This is a genomic window from Streptomyces sp. NPDC107454 (genome assembly GCF_055582885.1).
The window spans coordinates 190,311-207,533 of the sequence record NZ_JBVJPA010000017.1; the positions used below are offsets into that span (position 1 = coordinate 190,311).

Here is a 17,223-nt window from a genome sequence, read left to right on the forward strand (position 1 = left end):
GCGCGGTGCGGCGCAACGCGGAGGGCGCGCTCAGTCCGAGTGCTCCGCCAGCCGGTCGAGAAACGCCGTCTGCGCCGGCACGATCAGCTCCGCGGCCCGGTCCAGGCCGAACCATTCCACCCGGTCCAGCTCGGGGAACTCCTGGCGCCGCCCCGACTTCGGCGGCCACTCCATCTCGAAGGTGCCCGGGACCACGCTCGCCGGGTCGAGGTCCGCCTCGATCGCCCAGGCCGTGACGACCTTGCCGTTCTTCTGTCTGACCTCGCCGAGCGGGACGGCCTCGCCGTCGGGCGGCGGCAGCCCCAGCTCCTCCTGGAACTCCCTGCGCGCCGCGTCCCAGGCGGTCTCGTCGGGCTCGTACTCGCCCTTGGGCACGGTCCACGCCCCGGCGTCCCGCCGTGCGAAGAACGGGCCGCCCATGTGGCCGAGCAGCACCTCCGGGCCGTCGTCGGTGCGCCGGTACAGCAGCAGTCCCGCACTGCGCTTCTCCGTCACGGGGCCACCTCCGGGTGCGCGGCGAGCAGGGTCTCGACCGTGTCGGCCTCCGCGGGCGTCTTGTCCTCGCGATAGCGCACCACGCGGGCGAAGCGCAGGGTGACTCCGGCCGGGTAGCGGGTGGACTTCTGCAGACCGTCGTAGGCGATCTCCACGACGAGTTCGGGCCGTACGGTGACCACGTGGCCGCTGTCCTCGACGGCCAGCTCCTGGAGGCGCTCGGTCTGCCAGGCCAGCATCGCGTCCGTCATGCCCTTGAAGGTCTTGCCGAGCATCGCGAAGGAACCGTCCGCGGCGCGGGCCCCGAGGTGCAGGTTGGAGAGCTTGCCGGTGCGCCGTCCGTGGCCCCACTCGGCCGCCAGGACCACCAGGTCGAGGGTGTGCACGGGTTTGACCTTCAGCCACGACGCCCCGCGCCGGCCGGCGCTGTAGGGGGCGTCCAGGGCCTTCACCACCACGCCTTCGTGACCGCGCTCCAGCGTCTCGGCGAGGAATCGTTGTGCCGGGGGGATGTCCTCGGGCCCGTGGGCGAGGGCGCGCCGCACCCGCATCGGCTCGGGCACCAGCCGCGCCAGCTCCGCGTGCCGTTCGGCGAACGGCAGATCCAGCAGATCCAGCCCGTCGACCGACAGCGCGTCGAAGAAGACGGGGGAGACGGGCACGCTCTTCGCGGCCGTGGCCACATCCACCCGCGAGCCCACCCGCCCGGCCGTCTCCTGGAAGGAGCGCGGCCGCCCGTCCTCGTCCAGCGCGATCACCTCGCCGTCCAGGATGAACCGGGTGCCCTTCAACTCCATCGCGGCGGAGGTGAGCTCGGGCAGCCGGTCGGTGATGTCGTCGAGGGTGCGGGTGTAGATCCGTACGTCGTCGCCGTCGCGGTGCAGCTGTACGCGGATGCCGTCGAGCTTCTCCTCGACGGCACACGCGCCCAGCTTCTCCACGGCCTCGGACACGGACGTGGCGCTGTGGGCGAGCATGGGCAGCACCGGGCGGCCCACCGTGAGCCGGAAGTCGTCCAGGGCCCCCGGGCCGTCCGTCAGCAGCGCCTGCGCCACCGTCTGCAGCGATCCGGCGAGCATCACCGCCCGCCGTACGTCCGCGGCGGGCGCGCCGGTCGCCTCGGCGAGCCCCTCGACCGCGACCGCGTCCAGCGCGCCCTGCCGCACCTCACCGGTGAGCAGCCCGAACAGGAACCGCTGCTCGTCCTCGGTGGCCGCCGCCCGCAGCTCGTCCATCAGCCGCCTGCGCTCCGCCTGCGAACCGGCGCCCGTGACCGCGCCGACCGCCGTCAGCCGGGCGTCCACGTCCCGCACCGTGAGCGAGGGCTCGGGCGCGGGCGGCACAGGCCCGCTCAGCAGCTTCCAGCCGATGCCGAGCCGCCCCTGTGGGAGACGGCCCGCCAGATACGGGATCACGATCGGCACGTCGTCCGCGTCGGCGTCCCGGAACAGCTCGGCGAGCAGAGCGGTCTTCCGGGACCGCGCCGAGGTGGCGGCGACCTCCCGGGACACATGGGCGAGCCGGGCGAGCAGCATGGAGCCATGGTGCTACGGAGGGACGCCGTCCACACCCGGGCGGTCAGCTCCGGGGCCTGAAGGGGCGCGGGGAACTGCGCGGCCAGCCACGATGGCGCCGCAGACGATCGACGGCGCGTCCCGGCCCTTCCGGCGGAGCGCTCAGGCGGCGTCGAGGTCGGCGAAGAGCAGCTCGCCGTTGAGCGTGGCCGCCGCCCGGTAGCCCGCGCCCGCGGCGTTCACGACCTGCTCGGCGAAGCCCACCGCGTTGCCCGCAGCCCAGACGCCGGGCACGGTCGTCAGGCCCGTCTCGTCGACCACCGGGTACGTGCCGAACGGGGTCTCGCGCAGTTCGGCGCCCAGCCGCTCGAACAGGTCGTTGCGGGGGACCGCGCGCGGCGCCACGAAGAGCGTCGAGCGGTCGTGGACGGTGCCGTCCGTGAGCCGGACCCCCGTGAGCCGGTCGGCCTCGACGACGAGCCCCGCGACCTCACCGGGCACCACGACGACCCCGGCGGCGGCGAGCCGTCGCGTGTCGTCGGCCGTCAGCTCCCCCTCGGCGACCGTGTGCAGGAAGAGGGTGACGTCCTTCGACCACTGGGAGACCATCAACGCCTGGTGGACGCTCATCGGCGTGGCGGCCAGCACCCCGAAGGACCGGTCGCGGACCTCCCAGCCGTGGCAGTACGGGCAGTGCAGCACGTCCCGCCCGAAGCGCTCGGCGACGCCCGTGACCGTCGGGAGCTCGTCCGCCAGTCCGGTGGCGAGGATCAGCCGCCGCGCGTGCACGGTCGGTCCGGCCGCGAGCGTCACGAGGAACTCGCCGCTGTCCTGCCGGGACACGTCCACGGCCCGGTCCCGGACCAGCTCGACGCCGTACCGCGCGATCTCCTCGCGCCCCGCGGCGAGGAACTCGGCGGGCGGCATGCCGTCCCGGGTCAGATAGCCCTGCAGATGCGCGGCGGGCGCGTTGCGCGGCTCGCCCGCGTCGACGACGAGCGTGCGGCGCCGCGCCCGGCCGAGGACCAGTGCGGCGGACAGGCCGGCCGCGCCGCCTCCGACGACGACGGCCTCGTACCTCTCGGTCATGTCGGTCATGGTGACCACCTCCACCGCAGACGGTCGCCCGACCGGTGCGGCATTGACAAACTGCTTTGCCGAATCTGCAATATGGGCATGAGCAAGGGCATGGATGACGAGGCGCGGACGGACGAGGTGCTGGCCGAGGTCGGGCCGAGGCTGCGGCGCATCCGCAAGGAGCGGGGCGCGACACTCGCCGGTCTGTCCGAGGCGACCGGCATCTCCGTGAGCACGCTGTCGCGGCTGGAGTCGGGGCTGCGCAAGCCCAGTCTGGAGCTCCTGCTGCCGATCGCCCGGGCCCACGAGGTACCGCTGGACGAGCTGGTCGGCGCGCCCCCTGTGCGTGACCCGCGCGTCCGCGCCCAGCCGATCGTGCGCGGCGGCCGCACCCACTGGCCGCTCACCCGGCAGCCCGGCGGACTCCAGGCGTACAAGGTGCTCGAACCGCAGCGCAAGCTCGAACCGGAACCCCGGACCCACGAGGGCTATGAGTGGCTGTACGTGATGTCGGGGCGGCTGCGGCTCGTGCTGGCCGATCATGATGTGGTGCTCGGTCCGGGGGAGGCCGCCGAGTTCGACACGCGGGTGCCGCACTGGTTCGGGTCGACGGGGGAGGGGCCCGTGGAGTTCCTGAGCCTGTTCGGGCCACAGGGGGAGCGGATGCATGTGAGGGCGCGTCCGGCCCGCCCGTGAGGGCGTGACGCACAAGACTGTTCCCTGATCGGCAAGCGACCGCTTAGTATGCGATCGAGCCCGGTCAGACAGAGCAGTCCCGTGGAGGCCCCGCATGCAGGCATGGCAAGTGCACCAGCTCGGCGAACCGAGCCAGGTGATGCAGCTCCAGGAAGTGGAGCGACCGGTGCCCGGTGAGGGGCAGGTCCTGCTCAAGGTGCGCGCGGCGAACATCAACTTCCCGGACGTGCTGATGTGCCGCGGGCACTACCAGGTCAGGCCGCCACTGCCGTTCACGCCCGGTGTGGAGATCTGCGGTGAGACCGAGGACGGACGCCGCGTGCTGGCCAACCCCGCGCTGCCGCACGGCGGTCTCGCCGAGTACGCCGTCGCGGACGTGGCCGCCCTGCTGCCCGCGCCCGACACCCTCGACGACGCCGAGGCCGCGGCCCTGCACATCGGCTACCAGACGGGGTGGTTCGGTCTGCACCGCCGGGCCCGTCTCGAAGCCGGCGAGACGCTGCTCGTCCACGCCGCCGCCGGAGGGGTCGGCAGCGCGGCCGTGCAGCTGGGCAAGGCGGCGGGCGCCACCGTCATCGGTGTGGTCGGCGGCGCCGACAAGGTGGCCGTGGCGCGCGAGCTGGGCTGCGACGTCGTCATCGACCGGCGTACCCAGGACGTCATCGCCGCCGTGAAGGAAGCCACCGGCGGCCGGGGTGCCGACGTGATCTACGACCCCGTCGGCGGTGAGGCGTACACCCAGTCCACCAAGGTCGTCGCCTTCGAGGGCCGGATCGTCGTCGTGGGCTTCGCCAGCGGCTCGATCCCCAGCCCGGCGCTCAACCACGCCCTGGTGAAGAACTACGCGATCCTCGGCCTGCACTGGGGCCTGTACGGCACCAAGAACCCCAAGCTGATCCAGCACTGCCACGAGCAGCTCACCGAGCTGGCCGCGCGCGGCGCCATCAAGCCCCTGGTCAGCGAGCGCGTGCCGCTGGGCGGCGGTGCGGCCGCCGTGCAGCGGGTCGGCGACGGTGTCACCACCGGCCGGGTCGTCGTGGTGCCCTCTCTCGAGAACGGAGCAGCCGCATGACCGACGCAGCCGAACTGCGCACCCGTACGAAGGAGTTGCTGGCGGCGCACCCGCCCGCGACCACGGACCGCCTCGACTTCCTCAAGGCCCGTTTCGACGCCGGACTCGCCTGGGTGCACTACCCCGAGGGCCTCGGCGGGCTCGGCGCCCCGCGCACCCTCCAGGCCGTCGTGGACGCCGAACTGGAGGCCGCCGGCGCCCCCGACAACGACCCGCGGCGCATCGGCATCGGCCTCGGCATGGCCGCGCCGACCATCCTCGGCTTCGGCACGGAGGAACAGAAGCGGGACTTCCTGCGGCCGTTGTGGGTCGGCGAGGAGGTCTGGTGCCAGCTCTTCAGCGAGCCCGGCGCCGGGTCCGACCTGGCCGCGCTCGGTACGCGTGCCGTCCGGGAGGGCGACGGCTGGGTGGTCAACGGGCAGAAGGTGTGGACCTCCAGCGCCCACGTCGCCCGCTGGGCCATCCTCATCGCCCGCACCGACCCGGACGTGCCCAAGCACCGCGGCATCACGTACTTCATCTGCGACATGACCGACCCGGGCGTCGAGGTGCGGCCGCTGCGCCAGATCACCGGCGAGGCCGAGTTCAACGAGGTCTTCCTCACCGACGTCCGCATTCCCGACGCGCACCGGCTGGGTGAGGTCGGCGACGGCTGGCGGGTCGCGCAGACCACGCTCATGAACGAGCGCGTCTCCATCGGCGGTATGCGCATCCCCCGCGAGGGCGGCATGATCGGCCCGGTCTCCAGGACCTGGCGCGAGCGTCCCGAACTGCGCACCCACGATGTGCACCAGCGGCTGCTGAAGCTGTGGGTGGAGGCCGAGGTCGCCCGGCTCTCCGGCGAACGGCTGCGTCAGCAGCTCGTCGCGGGCCAGCCCGGCCACGAGGGCTCCGGGATGAAGCTGGGCTTCGCCCGCCTCAACCAGGAGATCAGCGGCCTCGAGGTCGAACTCCTCGGCGAGGAGGGCCTGCTGTACGACGACTGGACGATGCGCCGACCGGAACTGGTCGACTTCACCGGCCGCGACGCCGGCTACCGCTATCTGCGCTCCAAGGGCAACAGCATCGAGGGCGGGACCAGCGAGGTCCTGCTGAACATCGTCGCCGAACGCGTGCTGGGCCTGCCGTCCGAGCCGCGCACCGACAAGGACGTCGCGTGGAAGGACCTCGCCCGATGAAAACGACGACTACGACGACAACGACGCCTGCGCCGACGACACAGAGCGCCCAGCCCGATCTGCTGTACTCGGAGGAGGAAGAGGCGCTGCGTGCCGCCGTCCGTGACCTCCTCTCCGACCACTGCGACACGGCGGGCGTCATCACCCGCACCGAGACGGACACCCCGCACGATCCCGAGCTGTGGAAGGCGCTCTCGGACGGGATGGGCCTGGCGGGCCTGCTCGTACCCGAGTCGCTGGGCGGCCAGGGCGCCACCCACCGCGAAGTCGCCGTGGTACTGGAGGAGTTGGGGCGTGCGGTCGCGCCGGTGCCGTATCTGACCAGCGCCGTCGTCGCCACCGAGGCGCTGCTGGCCTGCGAGGGCGAGGAGGCCGCCGCGCTGCTGACGGCGCTGGCATCGGGACGGACGATCGGCGCGCTCGCCGTCGCACTGTCCGTGGCACCCGGCGGCGCCCACCGGGCCGTACGGAACGAGAACGGCTTCCTGCACGGGGAGCTGACGGGGATCGCGGACGCGGCGGTGGCCGACGTGCTGCTGGTTCCGGCGGACGACGGCGGGCTGTACGCGGTGGACGGGGACGCAGTGACGGTCACCCCGCAGGTGTCCCTCGACCTCACCCGGCCGCTCGCCAGGGTCACCTTCGACGGGGTGCGGGCACGTCGGCTCGGCGCCGCCGAACCCGCCGTACGACGGGCCCTGCGCAGCGGCGCAGGACTGCTCGCCTCCGAGCAACTCGGCCTCGCCGACTGGTGCTTGACCGAGACGGTCCGCTACCTCAAGGAACGCAAGCAGTTCAACCGGCCCGTCGGCGGCTTCCAGGCGCTCAAGCACCGGCTCGCGCAGCTGTGGCTGGAGGTCGTCAACACGCGCGCCGCCGCCCGCGGTGCCGCCGACGCGCTCGCGACGGGCAGCGCGGACACCGACGTGTCGGTCGCCGTCGCGCAGGCGTACGCGGCGCCCGTCGCCGTCCACACCGCCGAGGAGGCCCTCCAACTGCACGGGGGCATCGGGATGACCTGGGAGCACCCGGTTCACCTCTATCTGAAGCGGGCCAAGGCGGACTCGATCGCGTACGGCACGGCGGGAGCCCACCGCGCCGCGCTGGCCGAACTGGTGGACCTGCAAGCCCCCTGACGTACATCCGCCAGAGGCCCGCCCCACCAGGGGCGGGCCTCTGCGTGTGCGCACCGCGGGTGAAGTGAACGGACAGCGGCAGTCCGGCCAACTCCCCTCAGCTCAAGGTTTGTTGGGCCTCCGAGGACCGCATACTCGCTGAGTTCCGTAGCGCACCCCTCAGGGAGGCAGAGCATGGCCCTCACCACCCGTCGCAGAGCCCTCACCACCCTCGGCGCCGCCCTAGCGGGCTCGGTCGCCCTGCCCGCCTCGCGGGCACTGGCGGGGGAGGAGAAGCACCACACGCGCCCCCTGTGGCGTGCCCACGCGCACAACGACTACGAGCACCCGCGCCCCCTGTTCGACGCCCTCGACCACCGCTTCGGCAGCGTCGAGGCCGACATCTACCTCGTCGGCGACCAACTCCTCGTCGCCCACGACCCGGTCGACCTCGACCCGACCCGCACCCTCGAATCCCTCTACCTCGCGCCCCTCGCCGCCCGTGTGAGGGCCAACCACGGCTCGGTCTACCGGGGATACCGGGGGCCCCTGCAACTCCTCATCGACATCAAGACCGAGGGCTCGTCGACGTACCTCGAACTCGACCGCCATCTGAGCCGCTACCCGCACCTGTTCACCACCTACGCGCACGGCCGGGTGCGCCCGGGGCCGATCACCGCGGTGATCTCCGGCGACCGCGCCGCCCGTACGCCCATGGAGGCGCAGAGCGTGCGGCGCGCCTTCTACGACGGCCGGCTCACCGACCTCGGCAGCGCGGCCCCGGCCTCCTTCATCCCGCTGATCTCGGACAACTGGACGCTCAACTTCACCTGGCTGGGCGACGGTCCGTTCCCCGACGCCGAGCGTGCGAAGCTGCGCGGCATCATCGCGGCGGCGCACCGGCGCCACCAGAAGGTGCGGTTCTGGGCCACACCCGACCTGGCGGGCCCGGCGCGCGAGGCCCTGTGGGGCGAACTACTGGCCGCCGACCTCGACTACTTCAACACCGACGACCTCGCCGGGCTCGAAGCCTTCCTCGACGCGCACGAGTAGACGCGTGTGCGCAAGACGCACGCGAGCGGACGCGCCCGAGCAGGTGCACGCGCTGGTGTGCGAGTGGGCGTAGACATCACACGTTCGGAGGACACGTCAGCCGCCCGGACGAACCCTCCGCTACGCGACACTTGCGGCCGAAAGCCGCGGTGTCGACGTGGCGGAGGAGGTTGACGATGGCCATTTCCATCTCTGTGGTGGTACTGCTCCTGATCCTCGCGGTGGTCTTCCTGCGCAACGGCGCGCTGAAACCCTCGCACGCGGTGGTCTGCGTACTGCTCGGCTTCTATCTGTCGAGCACCAGCATGGGCCCGACCATTCAGAACGGGCTCACCGCGACGGCGGACATCGTGAGCAGCCTGCGCCCCTGACGTGCGGGTCCAGGTGCCTGTCAGGCCCTGTGTCAGCTGCCCGAGAACACGCCGATGCCGTTGGGGACCGGGCGTTCGGCGCCGCCGGAGGGGTGGTTGAGGACGCTCACCGCGCCCGCTCCCGGCATCCGCGCGACCATGGTCGTGGAGCCGCCCCCGTCCAGACTGAACGCGTCGACGGAGCCCAACGTCCGCATGGTGTGCGCCACTTCCGCGATGGTCAGTCCGCCGCGGTAGGCGGGGGCGCCGTCGAGGGCGAGCAGAAGCAGACGCCGCCCCTTGTTCGCGATGCCCACGGCGGTCCGTACGGCCGAGGTGGTGTTGTTCAGACCGGGCAGCGGCTGCCCGTGGGTGAGGACCGGATAGCCGCCGATGGCGAAGCGGTACCGGATCCGGGTGCCGGCCGCGACGAGCCAGTGCTGAATGCGGACCGCCTGCCCCTTCACCAGTTCGCGCAACTGCTGCGCGCCCGCCTCGCGCCCCACCAGCACGGTGGTACCGGACGCGATGGGACCGTCGCCGGGTGCGGTGGCCGTCGACACGACCCGGCCGCGGCGGACCGTCACCTCGTAGGTGTCCGCGCTGCAGGGCGCGGCGCGGTCGATGTCGGTGCCGCAGACGGCCCGCTTGCGCGAGACACCGCCCCAGGCCGAGGTGAACGCGCCGATCGAACCCTGCGGCAGCGCGTACTGGTTGAGCCCACCGAGCGCCCACCGCCCCGGGGAGCTGCGCACGGAACCGTCGAGGGCCAGACTGTCCAGCCGCGCCCGGCCGTCCAGGCCCACGCCGAGCACGTTCTTCGTGGTGGTGCCGGGCGGCAGGGCGGGGCCGAAGCGCTGCCCGTCCGGGACCGCCGCCTTCAGGGTACGGCCGTTCGCGATCGCAGGACCCACGGTCGCGCCCGTGGCCTCGACCCCAGGATGCTGGGCCTCGGAGATGTCGAAGAAGTCACCGTTGACGCCGGCGAGGGCGCCCTGCGCCTCGGCCAGCCGGGAGACGGCCGCCCGGGAGGCCACGGCCGCGGAGTGGAGGAGATCGACGCGCACATGACGGTTGCTCAGATCGACGCTCAGTACGTGTGCGCGCGCCACGCCCTGGGCGGCCGGGAGGTCGAACTCCCTGTACGTGATGCCCGGGGCGACGGCCTTGCCGGCGCGAGCCTTCGCGTCCGCGACCGTGCCGTTCCAGGTGTGGGTGCCTTCCACACCGCTGGCCGGTGCCGCCCCCACCAGGGCCGCACCGGCCAGCGCGCTCCATGCCGTGAGAACCGTCAGTGCTGTTCTGAGTCGTCGGTCGCGAGGTGTCACGGTGCCCCCTGAGGTCTCGTCAACTGTCTTGGGACTCAGGGGGATTGCAGCAGACTGTGACGACCTGCGCGGGGCCTAGGCGTCTACGACGCGGGAACGGATGAGAAAACGCACTCCTTCGGGTGCTTCCAGGGAGAAACCGCTGCCGCGGCCCGCCACGACGTCGACGATCAGTCGTGTGTGGCTCCACAGCTCGTACTGGCTCTTCGACATCCAGAACGTCACCGGCTCGTCGAGCCCCTCGACGTCCAGCTCGGCAAGCAGCACGTCGGAGCCGCCGGTGCGGAACTCGCCCTCCGGGTAGCACATGGGCGCACTGCCGTCGCAGCAGCCGCCGGACTGGTGGAACATCAACGGTCCGTGGACCGCCCGCAGCCGCCGCAGCAACTCGGCGGCCGAGGGCGTCAGCTCCACGCGCGGCGCGGCGTCCGTCGTCTTCTGCTGGTCCATGGCGTGTCCCTGCCTTGATGCGCGGAAACGGTGCCACCGCTTCGCGCGGGGGTCGGTCGGTCCGGCCCAGTCAACTCCTGGCTTGGTTGCAGACAGGTTGCACGGCGGCCGCCCGTCAAGGCTGGTGCGTGACTCTCACCTCTACGGTCAGCGTGCCTCTGTTGTCCTCGGAGCAGGATCCGGCGGCGTCGTTGATCCCCAGTTGCAGGGGGCCGTCTTGAGCCGCCCGGAAGGTCAGTTTCCGCCCGACGGTGTGGACAGGGGCGTCCTGACTGTCGGAGAGGCGTGCCAGCAGGGTGCCGAACGGCGCCGCCGGCTTGATCTTGCAGCTCTTCGCCCCGTCAAGTGACTGGTCCGTGAGCGCGTCGTAGCCGGTCGGCCCGGTCACGGGCTTGTTCCGGTAGTCGACCGTCCATTCCCCGGAAACGAACCGTACGGTGACCCGGTCTCCCTGCTGGACGGTCAGTCGGGTCACCGACTGCCAGCCGGTCGTCGACCGGACGACCTGACGGATGGTCGCCGTCGTGGGGTCCTTCTCGAGCGGCAGCACCCCGGTGAGGAAGAGACCGCCGCCGACGCCCGCCGCCAGCACCGCCGTACCGGCCAGTGCCCACCACAGCCGCTTCGGGCCCCTCGGGCGGGACGGCCCCCGGGGCGCGGGCTTGAGGGACGTGGTGTGCAGGGCCGTCGGTACGGGCTCCCCGGCCGGGACGAGTCGCTCCTGGCCGCCGGTCAGGGTGTCCGCGTCGGCCGACGCGGCAGAAGGCCGGAACACGCGCACGGTCGGTGAGGGCAGTGGCCCGGCGTCCGCCTCTCCCGCCGCGACGCGCCGCAGCGCGGAACGCGCGGTGGCCACCGAGGGGCGCTCGTCGGAGGACTTGCGCAGCAGTGCCTCGACGACCGGGCGAAGTGGGCCGAGCCGCTCCGACAGGACGGCTTCCTCGTACGCCACCGCGTGCAGCGTCGCGGGCCGTGCCGGTCTGCGGAACGGGGACTGCCCGCCGCAGACCGTGGTGAGGGTCGCGCCCAGGGACCACAGGTCGGAGGCCGGACCGACCGGCGATCCCATCACCCGCTCGGGTGCCATGTACTCGAGGGAGCCGATCAGTTCACCGGTGGTCGTCAGGAACTCGCCGTCGTCCAGGGCCGCGATACCGAAGTCGGTGAGGACGGCGTCGCCGTCGCGGCGCAGCAGGACGTTGGCGGGCTTGACATCACGGTGCAGGGTGCCGGCCGCGTGCACGGCCTCCAGCGCGTCGAGCAGTTGCACACCCAGGGCGGCGGTGCGCTGCGGCGTGAGCGGCCCGCTCTCGGCGATCCGGTGGGCCAGCGAGGGCCCCTCGACGAGTTCCATGACGATCCACAGCCGGTCCTCGGACTCGACCAGGTCGTGGACACCCACCACATGGGGGTGCGACACCCGGGCGACCGCGCGCGCCTCACGGACCGCGCGGCGCACCCGTATGCGCTGCTCCTCGTCGCCCTGGGTGAGGATGTGCAGTTCCTTGGCCGCGACCGGGCGGTCCAGCAGCTGGTCGTGGGCGCGCCAGACCGTGCCCATCCCGCCTCTGCCGAGAACGTCGTGAAGGAGATACCGACCGGCGATCAGCGGCCCTGAGCCTCGTTCCGAACGCGTTGCCGCCTGGTGATCGCCATCTCCGGGTATCACGCGCTCTCTCACGTTTCCTTCCCGGTGGACTGGGCGCCCGCCGGCCGTCGTTCGTTCGCTCGGTGTTCCGGGCTGAGCATAGCGGAGGGCATTGTGGCGATATGCCGTCAACTCGCGTGCGACTAAGGGCTTTTGTCGGCGCGTGCTCTCCGGATGTCAGGCCGTCTCTCCGTCGAGACCGCGGCGGGAAGGTCACTGACCGCGATGAGCTGTGCAGGGGGTGTCAACGGGCGCCCAGGAGATCGCGCGGTGCCCGGACGCGTTCGGAGGGATCGTCTCCCGCGGCCGTGCGGACTGCCCAGGGGCCGGTGGTCAGGATGCCCAGGGCGAGGACGGCCAGACCGCAGCCGGCGATGATCCACCAGGCGGCCGGGCGTGCCCCGGCGGCGATCACGGCGCCGGTCACCGCGATGCCCAGCGCGGCGCCGACCTGACGGCTGGTCGCGGCGATCGCGGCGGCCACCCCGGCTTGGGCGCGCGGCAGGCCCGAGACCGCTGTGTGGGTGATGGGCGCGTTGACGAAGCCGAAGCCCAGTCCGAACAGTGCGTACGCCGCGTAGAGCAGGATGTCCGAGCGCTCGGCGGAGCGGGTGGCGGCGCCGGCCAGCAGGCCGCCGGCGGTGATGCCGGCCCCGGCGAGCAGCAGCGGGACGCGCGGGCCGCGGCTGCCCACGATCCGCCCGGCCACGGGCGGGCACACCAGTGACAGCACCGCCATCGGCAGCAGGTGCACCCCGGTGCTCAGGGCGCTGAGCCCCAACACCTGTTGCAGGTAGAGGGTGTTGGCGAACAGGAAGCCGCCGAGTGCGGTGAAGGCGCACACCGCCATCACCGTCGCCCCGCTGAAGGGCGCGCTGCGGAAGAGGCGCGGGTCGAGCAGCGGTTCGTCGCGTCGCTTCTCGTAGGGGATGAAGGCGGCCAGTGCGCCGACCGCGGTGATCAGACAGATCACGATGGCGGGGGGAGGTCCAGCCCCGGCCCGGTGCCTCGATGATGGCGTACGTCAGTGTGCCGAGCGCGGCGATCACCAGCAGTTGGCCCACCGGGTCCACCCGGCGGGGCCGTGGCGCGCGTGACTCGGGGACGAACAGGGCGGTGAGCAGGAGCGCGGCCAGTCCGATCGGCACGTTCAGCCAGAACACCGACCGCCATCCGGCCGTCTGGACCAGTACGCCGCCGAGGATCGGCCCGGCCGCCATGCTGATGCCCACCACCCCGCCCCACACGCCGATGGCCCTGGCCCGCTCCCGTGGTTGCGGGAAGGCGTCGGCGAGGATGGCCATGGCGACCGGGGTGAGCATGCAGCCGCCCACCGCCTGCGCCATGCGGAACACGATCAGCCGGTCCAGCGACGGTGCCAGGCTGCACAGCGCCGATCCGCCGGTGAACAACACGAGCCCGAGGAGGAAGACGCGCCGTCTCCCGACGCGGTCGGCCGTGGAGCCGGCCAGGATCAGCAGCGAGGCCAGCACGATGGTGTAGGCGTCGAGGGTCCACTGCAGGCCCGACACGGAGCTGTGCAGGTCTTCCTGTATCGAGGGCAGGGCGACGTTCAGGATGGTGGTGTCGAGACTGACCAGGAGCACGCTCAGACAGCAGACGGCCAGGACCAACGCGGGTCTGCTGCGGTCGGGTTGAGACACGTCGGCCGCCCTTCCCGGGGTCAGTGCCGCGGCCGGTCGGTGGCGTGGGCCTCGGCGAAGTCCCAGAGCACCGGGAGGAACTGCTCGGGCGTCTCGGTCTGGGGCATGTGGCCGGTGCCTTCCAGCAGCCGGAACTCCGCGTCGGGGATGGCCTGTGCGTACGCGCGTCCGTAGCCGGCGTCCACGACCTGATCACTGGCGCCCCACGCGACCAGGGTCGGACGGGTGATCTTGGCGAGGCGGTCGGTCAGGGTGGGGTCGGCCATGGCGTGCGGCCCCGAATACAGCTGCAGGGTCGCACGGTTGGCGGCCATGACCGCGCGCTGCGCCTCGGTCAGCTTGCTGGGATCGAAGCGGAACTTCGAGGGGTCGTGGAAGGACAGGCGGGACAGCTCGACAGGTGTCAGGGAGAAGGTGTCGGCTATCGGGTGGCCGGGGACGGGGATGCCGACGGCGTTGACGAGGGTGACGCTGCTGATCCGAGGGCTGCCCAGGGTCGCGAGTTCGGCGGCGATCCAGCCGCCGATCGAGTTGCCGACAACGGCGACGTCCCGCAGGCCGAGTTCGTCGAGCAGCTGGGCATAGACCTGGGCCAGGGTCGTGACGTCGGTCAGCCACTCGGGGCGGGCAGTGCCGTCGAAGCCGGGGTGCACAGGAGTGATCACCCTGGCCGGACGCTGCTCGGCCAGCAGGCCGGCGAACGGGGTGACGGTCTGCGGGCCGCCGCCTCCGTGCAGCAGCAGGAAGGGGTGCCCCTCCTGCCCGAAGAGGTCGACGGTGACATCGAGGGTGCCCTGGTCGAGCGTGAGCGTGTGGGTGCTGCGGGTCATGCGATGCTCCTCAAGTGGGCTGTGTCGGGAGGGGAGTTGCCGTCACGCGAAGTCGGTCGCGGGGACGGTGGCGTAGCGGCTCATCACCGCGACGGTCGACTCCGGGGTCAGTTCCCGCCCGCCCGCGATCATGTTCCGCAGGTCGCGGAAGTACTGCACGTACAGGTCGGGTGTGAAGGTGTTGAGCATCACCGCGGGCGTGTCGCCGAGGTTGGCGAAGGTGTGCGGGGCGCCGGGCGGGATCATGGCGAGCGTGCCGGCCGGGGCCACGTGGGTCGTTTCCCCGATGGTGAAGTGCACGGTGCCGGAGACGACGTAGAAGCCCTCGTCGTGCTGGGCGTGACGGTGCTGGGGCGGGCCCTGGGTGTGCGGGGCGATGGTGATCTCCCCGATTCCGAGGCGGTGCCCGGTGGTGCTGCCGTCCTCGAGGATGCGCATCTTCGTGGGGCCCAGCTGGATGGTCTCGCCGTCGTCCGGGCCGACCACGGAAACCGTGCTCATCGCTTCTCCTTCGTGAGAGTTGACTCTCATGAGATTAGGGAGTCGAGTGCCATAATGCAAGTCAACTCTCATGACGAGGGGTGGCTGCTAAAATGCGAATGAGTCAACAGGAGGAGTCCCACGATGACGGCGCAGGCGGGCACCGGCCGCACCAACCAGAAGCAGCGCACGCGAACGGCGATCGTGGCGGCCGCCCGGGATCTCACCGGCACGGGCGCCGAGGTGACCATGCCCGCGATCGCCCGCGCGGCCCTCGTCTCCGAGGCCACCGCCTATCGGTACTTCCCCGACCTGCCGTCGCTGATCAGCGAGGCCCTGGCCGGCGCCTGGCCGCCCCCCGCCGAGGCGCTCGCGCCGGTCGCGGACTCCACCGACCCCGTCGAACGCGTCACCTTCGCCTGCGAGTTCCTCCTCCGCGGCATCCTCGCCCGCCAGGGCTCGGTACGCGCGATGATCGCCGCCACCATCACCCGGCCCGAGACGGTGACCACGCGACCGGGCATTCGCTTCGGCCTCATCGACCATGCGCTCCTCCCTCTGGAGGACACGCTCGGCGCGAGGGACCCGGACGGCTTCGCCCAGCTCAAGCGGGACCTCGCGGTGGTCGTGAGCGCCGAGGCGTTCTTCACCCTCACCGACCTGTGCGGGCTCGACCCCGACGAGGCCATCACCAGCGCCGTACGGACCGCGGCCACCGTGACCGAGGCTGCGGTGCGCGCGATGGCGTAGGGGTGGGGCGCGGTCGGAAGGGTGCACGGCGGCGCTGCCCTTCGCCGGGTACCGGGTGCGGCCTCAGCTGCTCGCCGTCATCGGCACCCGGCACACGCGCACCAGTCCGGAGGCATGACGCTCGGCCCTGCGACGAAGACAGGACCGGCATGACGCAAATCACTATGAGCGGCGGCATCGGGAGGCGGAGGGCGGTGCGTCCTCATCCCACGGGATGGGGCTCCGTATCCCACGGGACGAGGCTCCGTGTGGAGGCCACGGCAGCCCAGCGCGTGGCTTCGAGACAGGGAGAACCGACGTTGCGCCGTGGATACAGGTGGGTGGACCGCGAACTGGCCCGGATGGACCCGGAGACCGACTGGGAGCGGATGATCTCGCTCTACGTCGGCCACCGCGTCCCGGAATTCGCCCTGGCGATGATGGTCTATCCGGGGACCATGCGCATGATGCAGGCCGGTAGGGGATCCGCCACCCTGGCCCACACCTCCAAGCTGGAGACGAGGCCCCACCGGCGTTTCCAGGACGGCAACGACTTCCTGATGGCCTGGATGGTGGACGGCGTATCGAGCGCGGCGGGACGCAGGGCCACCGCGCGGCTGAACCGCATCCACCTGTCCGTCGCCCGCAGGACCCCGCACTTACCCGGCAACTTCGACGATGTCGACGACTTCGTCTACCCCCTGGTGCTGCTGGCCACGTTCGGCGACCGTCTGCAGACCTCGCTGGGCCTGCCCGGCACGAGTGAGCCCATGAAGGCCGCGTGGCACCGCTGGGCGCAGGCACTCTTCCGCACACTGGAACGCGAGTCCGGCCCCTTGGCCGACGAGGCGTTTCCCGTGGACTGGAGCGCGATGATCGAGTTCGCCCTGAAGTTCGAGTCCCGGCCTTACGAGCAGACGGACTCCGGCCATCGCGTGGCGACCGCGATGATGGACTTCTTCTCCAGGCGCTGGTTCCCTGCCCCCTTACGGGCGTTCGGCAACGACCTGACCCGTTACCTCGCCGGCGAGCGGGTCTGCCGACTCCACCGGATCGGCTGGATCAGTCCTCGCCGCGAGTGGGTGGTCCGCGCCTTCCTGAAGACCTCGTTCCGCGTTCAGCGCGTTCTGCCCGACTACCGCAAGCCGCTTCCCGAGCGCCTCCGGCGAACCCGGCACACCCACGCACAGCTCAAGGAGCTCGAGCCCTACCGGGCTTCGAGCGTCACGAGGGGGAGGCGGAGTGGGAAGCCGAGTGGGGAGCGTTGAGTCCGTCGGCGGACTGGCGGGACGGTGGAGCACCGCGGATCCGGATCCCGACGGTGACAGCCGGCCCGCTCCGCCAACGGTAGGGAGAGCGACAGCCGACGCGGGCACACCCCGGTCGTGACGGTGAGCGGCGTGAACGGGGACCGCATCAATGGAGCAGCGACTGCCCGGGCGGACCAGTTGGAGTGGACAGGACCGGAGCACCCGGGGCCAACTGGGAGAAGAGGTCCGCCGGCCTCGTATCCCGCGGCTGCCTGGATGCGCCGTCCGACACCA

Annotated in this window: 16 protein-coding genes and 1 pseudogene; 8 read left to right on the top strand and 9 right to left on the bottom strand. The window is 71.8% G+C overall.

Going from position 1 to position 17,223, the window contains the following annotated elements:
• Positions 1-30: 30 nt before the first annotated feature.
• The 3 genes from ACZ69M_RS38395 to ACZ69M_RS38405 form a co-directional block, all read right to left on the bottom strand.
• Positions 31-495, bottom strand: a complete 465-nt coding sequence (locus ACZ69M_RS38395) for an NUDIX hydrolase (RefSeq protein ID WP_470057349.1) — start codon at positions 493-495, stop codon at positions 31-33.
• Positions 492-2,030, bottom strand: coding sequence for an ATP-dependent DNA ligase (locus tag ACZ69M_RS38400; RefSeq protein ID WP_470057351.1), 1,539 nt, complete (start codon positions 2,028-2,030; stop codon positions 492-494). The genes ACZ69M_RS38395 and ACZ69M_RS38400 overlap by 4 nt, the downstream gene beginning before the upstream one ends.
• Before the next feature lie 141 nt (positions 2,031-2,171).
• Positions 2,172-3,098, bottom strand: a complete 927-nt coding sequence (locus ACZ69M_RS38405; protein ID WP_470057413.1) for an NAD(P)/FAD-dependent oxidoreductase — start codon at positions 3,096-3,098, stop codon at positions 2,172-2,174.
• 87 nt (positions 3,099-3,185) lie between these two features.
• Here ACZ69M_RS38405 and ACZ69M_RS38410 point away from each other — a divergent pair, with 87 nt between their 5' ends.
• From ACZ69M_RS38410 to ACZ69M_RS38435, 6 genes are all read left to right on the top strand, one after another.
• On the top strand, positions 3,186-3,782 hold the full coding sequence (locus tag ACZ69M_RS38410) for a helix-turn-helix domain-containing protein (RefSeq protein ID WP_470057353.1): 597 nt from the start codon (positions 3,186-3,188) through the stop codon (positions 3,780-3,782).
• A 94-nt stretch (positions 3,783-3,876) separates the two neighbouring features.
• Positions 3,877-4,854 (top strand): NADPH:quinone oxidoreductase family protein, encoded by a 978-nt coding sequence (locus ACZ69M_RS38415; RefSeq protein WP_470057355.1) that lies wholly within the window; start codon positions 3,877-3,879, stop codon positions 4,852-4,854.
• Positions 4,851-6,032, top strand: a complete 1,182-nt coding sequence (locus ACZ69M_RS38420) for an acyl-CoA dehydrogenase family protein (protein WP_470057357.1) — start codon at positions 4,851-4,853, stop codon at positions 6,030-6,032. The genes ACZ69M_RS38415 and ACZ69M_RS38420 overlap by 4 nt, the downstream gene beginning before the upstream one ends.
• Positions 6,029-7,168, top strand: a complete 1,140-nt coding sequence (locus ACZ69M_RS38425) for an acyl-CoA dehydrogenase family protein (RefSeq protein WP_470057359.1) — start codon at positions 6,029-6,031, stop codon at positions 7,166-7,168. Before ACZ69M_RS38420 ends, ACZ69M_RS38425 begins: the two co-directional genes overlap by 4 nt.
• Positions 7,169-7,342: 174 nt before the next feature.
• On the top strand, positions 7,343-8,200 hold the full coding sequence (locus tag ACZ69M_RS38430) for a phosphatidylinositol-specific phospholipase C/glycerophosphodiester phosphodiesterase family protein (protein WP_470057361.1): 858 nt from the start codon (positions 7,343-7,345) through the stop codon (positions 8,198-8,200).
• 176 nt (positions 8,201-8,376) lie between these two features.
• Positions 8,377-8,571 (top strand): hypothetical protein, encoded by a 195-nt coding sequence (locus ACZ69M_RS38435; RefSeq protein ID WP_403686159.1) that lies wholly within the window; start codon positions 8,377-8,379, stop codon positions 8,569-8,571.
• A 32-nt stretch (positions 8,572-8,603) separates the two neighbouring features.
• On the opposite strand, the gene ACZ69M_RS38440 is transcribed toward ACZ69M_RS38435, so the two are convergent.
• The 6 genes and pseudogenes from ACZ69M_RS38440 to ACZ69M_RS38465 form a co-directional block, all read right to left on the bottom strand.
• Positions 8,604-9,878, bottom strand: coding sequence for a phosphodiester glycosidase family protein (locus ACZ69M_RS38440; RefSeq protein ID WP_470057363.1), 1,275 nt, complete (start codon positions 9,876-9,878; stop codon positions 8,604-8,606).
• A 75-nt stretch (positions 9,879-9,953) separates the two neighbouring features.
• Positions 9,954-10,328: a DUF779 domain-containing protein gene (locus ACZ69M_RS38445; protein WP_470057365.1), complete on the bottom strand. Its 375-nt coding sequence runs from the start codon at positions 10,326-10,328 to the stop codon at positions 9,954-9,956.
• A gap of 115 nt (positions 10,329-10,443) precedes the next feature.
• Positions 10,444-12,009, bottom strand: coding sequence for a protein kinase domain-containing protein (locus tag ACZ69M_RS38450; protein ID WP_470057367.1), 1,566 nt, complete (start codon positions 12,007-12,009; stop codon positions 10,444-10,446).
• Positions 12,010-12,220: 211 nt separating this feature from the next.
• Positions 12,221-13,640, bottom strand: a pseudogene (locus ACZ69M_RS38455) (DHA2 family efflux MFS transporter permease subunit).
• Between the two features lie 20 nt (positions 13,641-13,660).
• The gene (locus ACZ69M_RS38460; protein ID WP_470057369.1) at positions 13,661-14,470 is read right to left on the bottom strand and encodes an alpha/beta fold hydrolase; all 810 of its coding nucleotides are present in this window, start codon (positions 14,468-14,470) and stop codon (positions 13,661-13,663) included.
• Positions 14,471-14,512: 42 nt separating this feature from the next.
• On the bottom strand, positions 14,513-14,971 hold the full coding sequence (locus ACZ69M_RS38465) for a cupin domain-containing protein (RefSeq protein WP_470057371.1): 459 nt from the start codon (positions 14,969-14,971) through the stop codon (positions 14,513-14,515).
• A 123-nt stretch (positions 14,972-15,094) separates the two neighbouring features.
• Between ACZ69M_RS38465 and ACZ69M_RS38470 the strand changes: the two genes are divergently transcribed.
• Positions 15,095-15,700: a TetR/AcrR family transcriptional regulator gene (locus ACZ69M_RS38470; protein WP_470057373.1), complete on the top strand. Its 606-nt coding sequence runs from the start codon at positions 15,095-15,097 to the stop codon at positions 15,698-15,700.
• A gap of 320 nt (positions 15,701-16,020) precedes the next feature.
• Positions 16,021-16,947, top strand: a complete 927-nt coding sequence (locus ACZ69M_RS38475) for a DUF2236 domain-containing protein (RefSeq protein WP_470057375.1) — start codon at positions 16,021-16,023, stop codon at positions 16,945-16,947.
• Positions 16,948-17,223: the final 276 nt, after the last annotated feature.

Excerpts from the sequence above, each read along its gene's own strand:
- ACZ69M_RS38470 (WP_470057373.1), top strand. The coding sequence starts at position 15,095 with ATGACGGCGCAGGCGGGCACCGGCCGCACCAACCAGAAGCAGCGCACG.
- ACZ69M_RS38445 (WP_470057365.1), bottom strand. The coding sequence starts at position 10,328 with ATGGACCAGCAGAAGACGACGGACGCCGCGCCGCGCGTGGAGCTGACG.
- ACZ69M_RS38430 (WP_470057361.1), top strand. The coding sequence starts at position 7,343 with ATGGCCCTCACCACCCGTCGCAGAGCCCTCACCACCCTCGGCGCCGCC.
- ACZ69M_RS38465 (WP_470057371.1), bottom strand. The coding sequence starts at position 14,971 with ATGAGCACGGTTTCCGTGGTCGGCCCGGACGACGGCGAGACCATCCAG.
- ACZ69M_RS38425 (WP_470057359.1), top strand. The coding sequence starts at position 6,029 with ATGAAAACGACGACTACGACGACAACGACGCCTGCGCCGACGACACAG.
- ACZ69M_RS38410 (WP_470057353.1), top strand. The coding sequence starts at position 3,186 with ATGAGCAAGGGCATGGATGACGAGGCGCGGACGGACGAGGTGCTGGCC.
- ACZ69M_RS38415 (WP_470057355.1), top strand. The coding sequence starts at position 3,877 with ATGCAGGCATGGCAAGTGCACCAGCTCGGCGAACCGAGCCAGGTGATG.
- ACZ69M_RS38435 (WP_403686159.1), top strand. The coding sequence starts at position 8,377 with ATGGCCATTTCCATCTCTGTGGTGGTACTGCTCCTGATCCTCGCGGTG.
- ACZ69M_RS38420 (WP_470057357.1), top strand. The coding sequence starts at position 4,851 with ATGACCGACGCAGCCGAACTGCGCACCCGTACGAAGGAGTTGCTGGCG.
- ACZ69M_RS38400 (WP_470057351.1), bottom strand. The coding sequence starts at position 2,030 with ATGCTGCTCGCCCGGCTCGCCCATGTGTCCCGGGAGGTCGCCGCCACC.
- ACZ69M_RS38405 (WP_470057413.1), bottom strand. The coding sequence starts at position 3,098 with ATGACCGAGAGGTACGAGGCCGTCGTCGTCGGAGGCGGCGCGGCCGGC.
- ACZ69M_RS38460 (WP_470057369.1), bottom strand. The coding sequence starts at position 14,470 with ATGACCCGCAGCACCCACACGCTCACGCTCGACCAGGGCACCCTCGAT.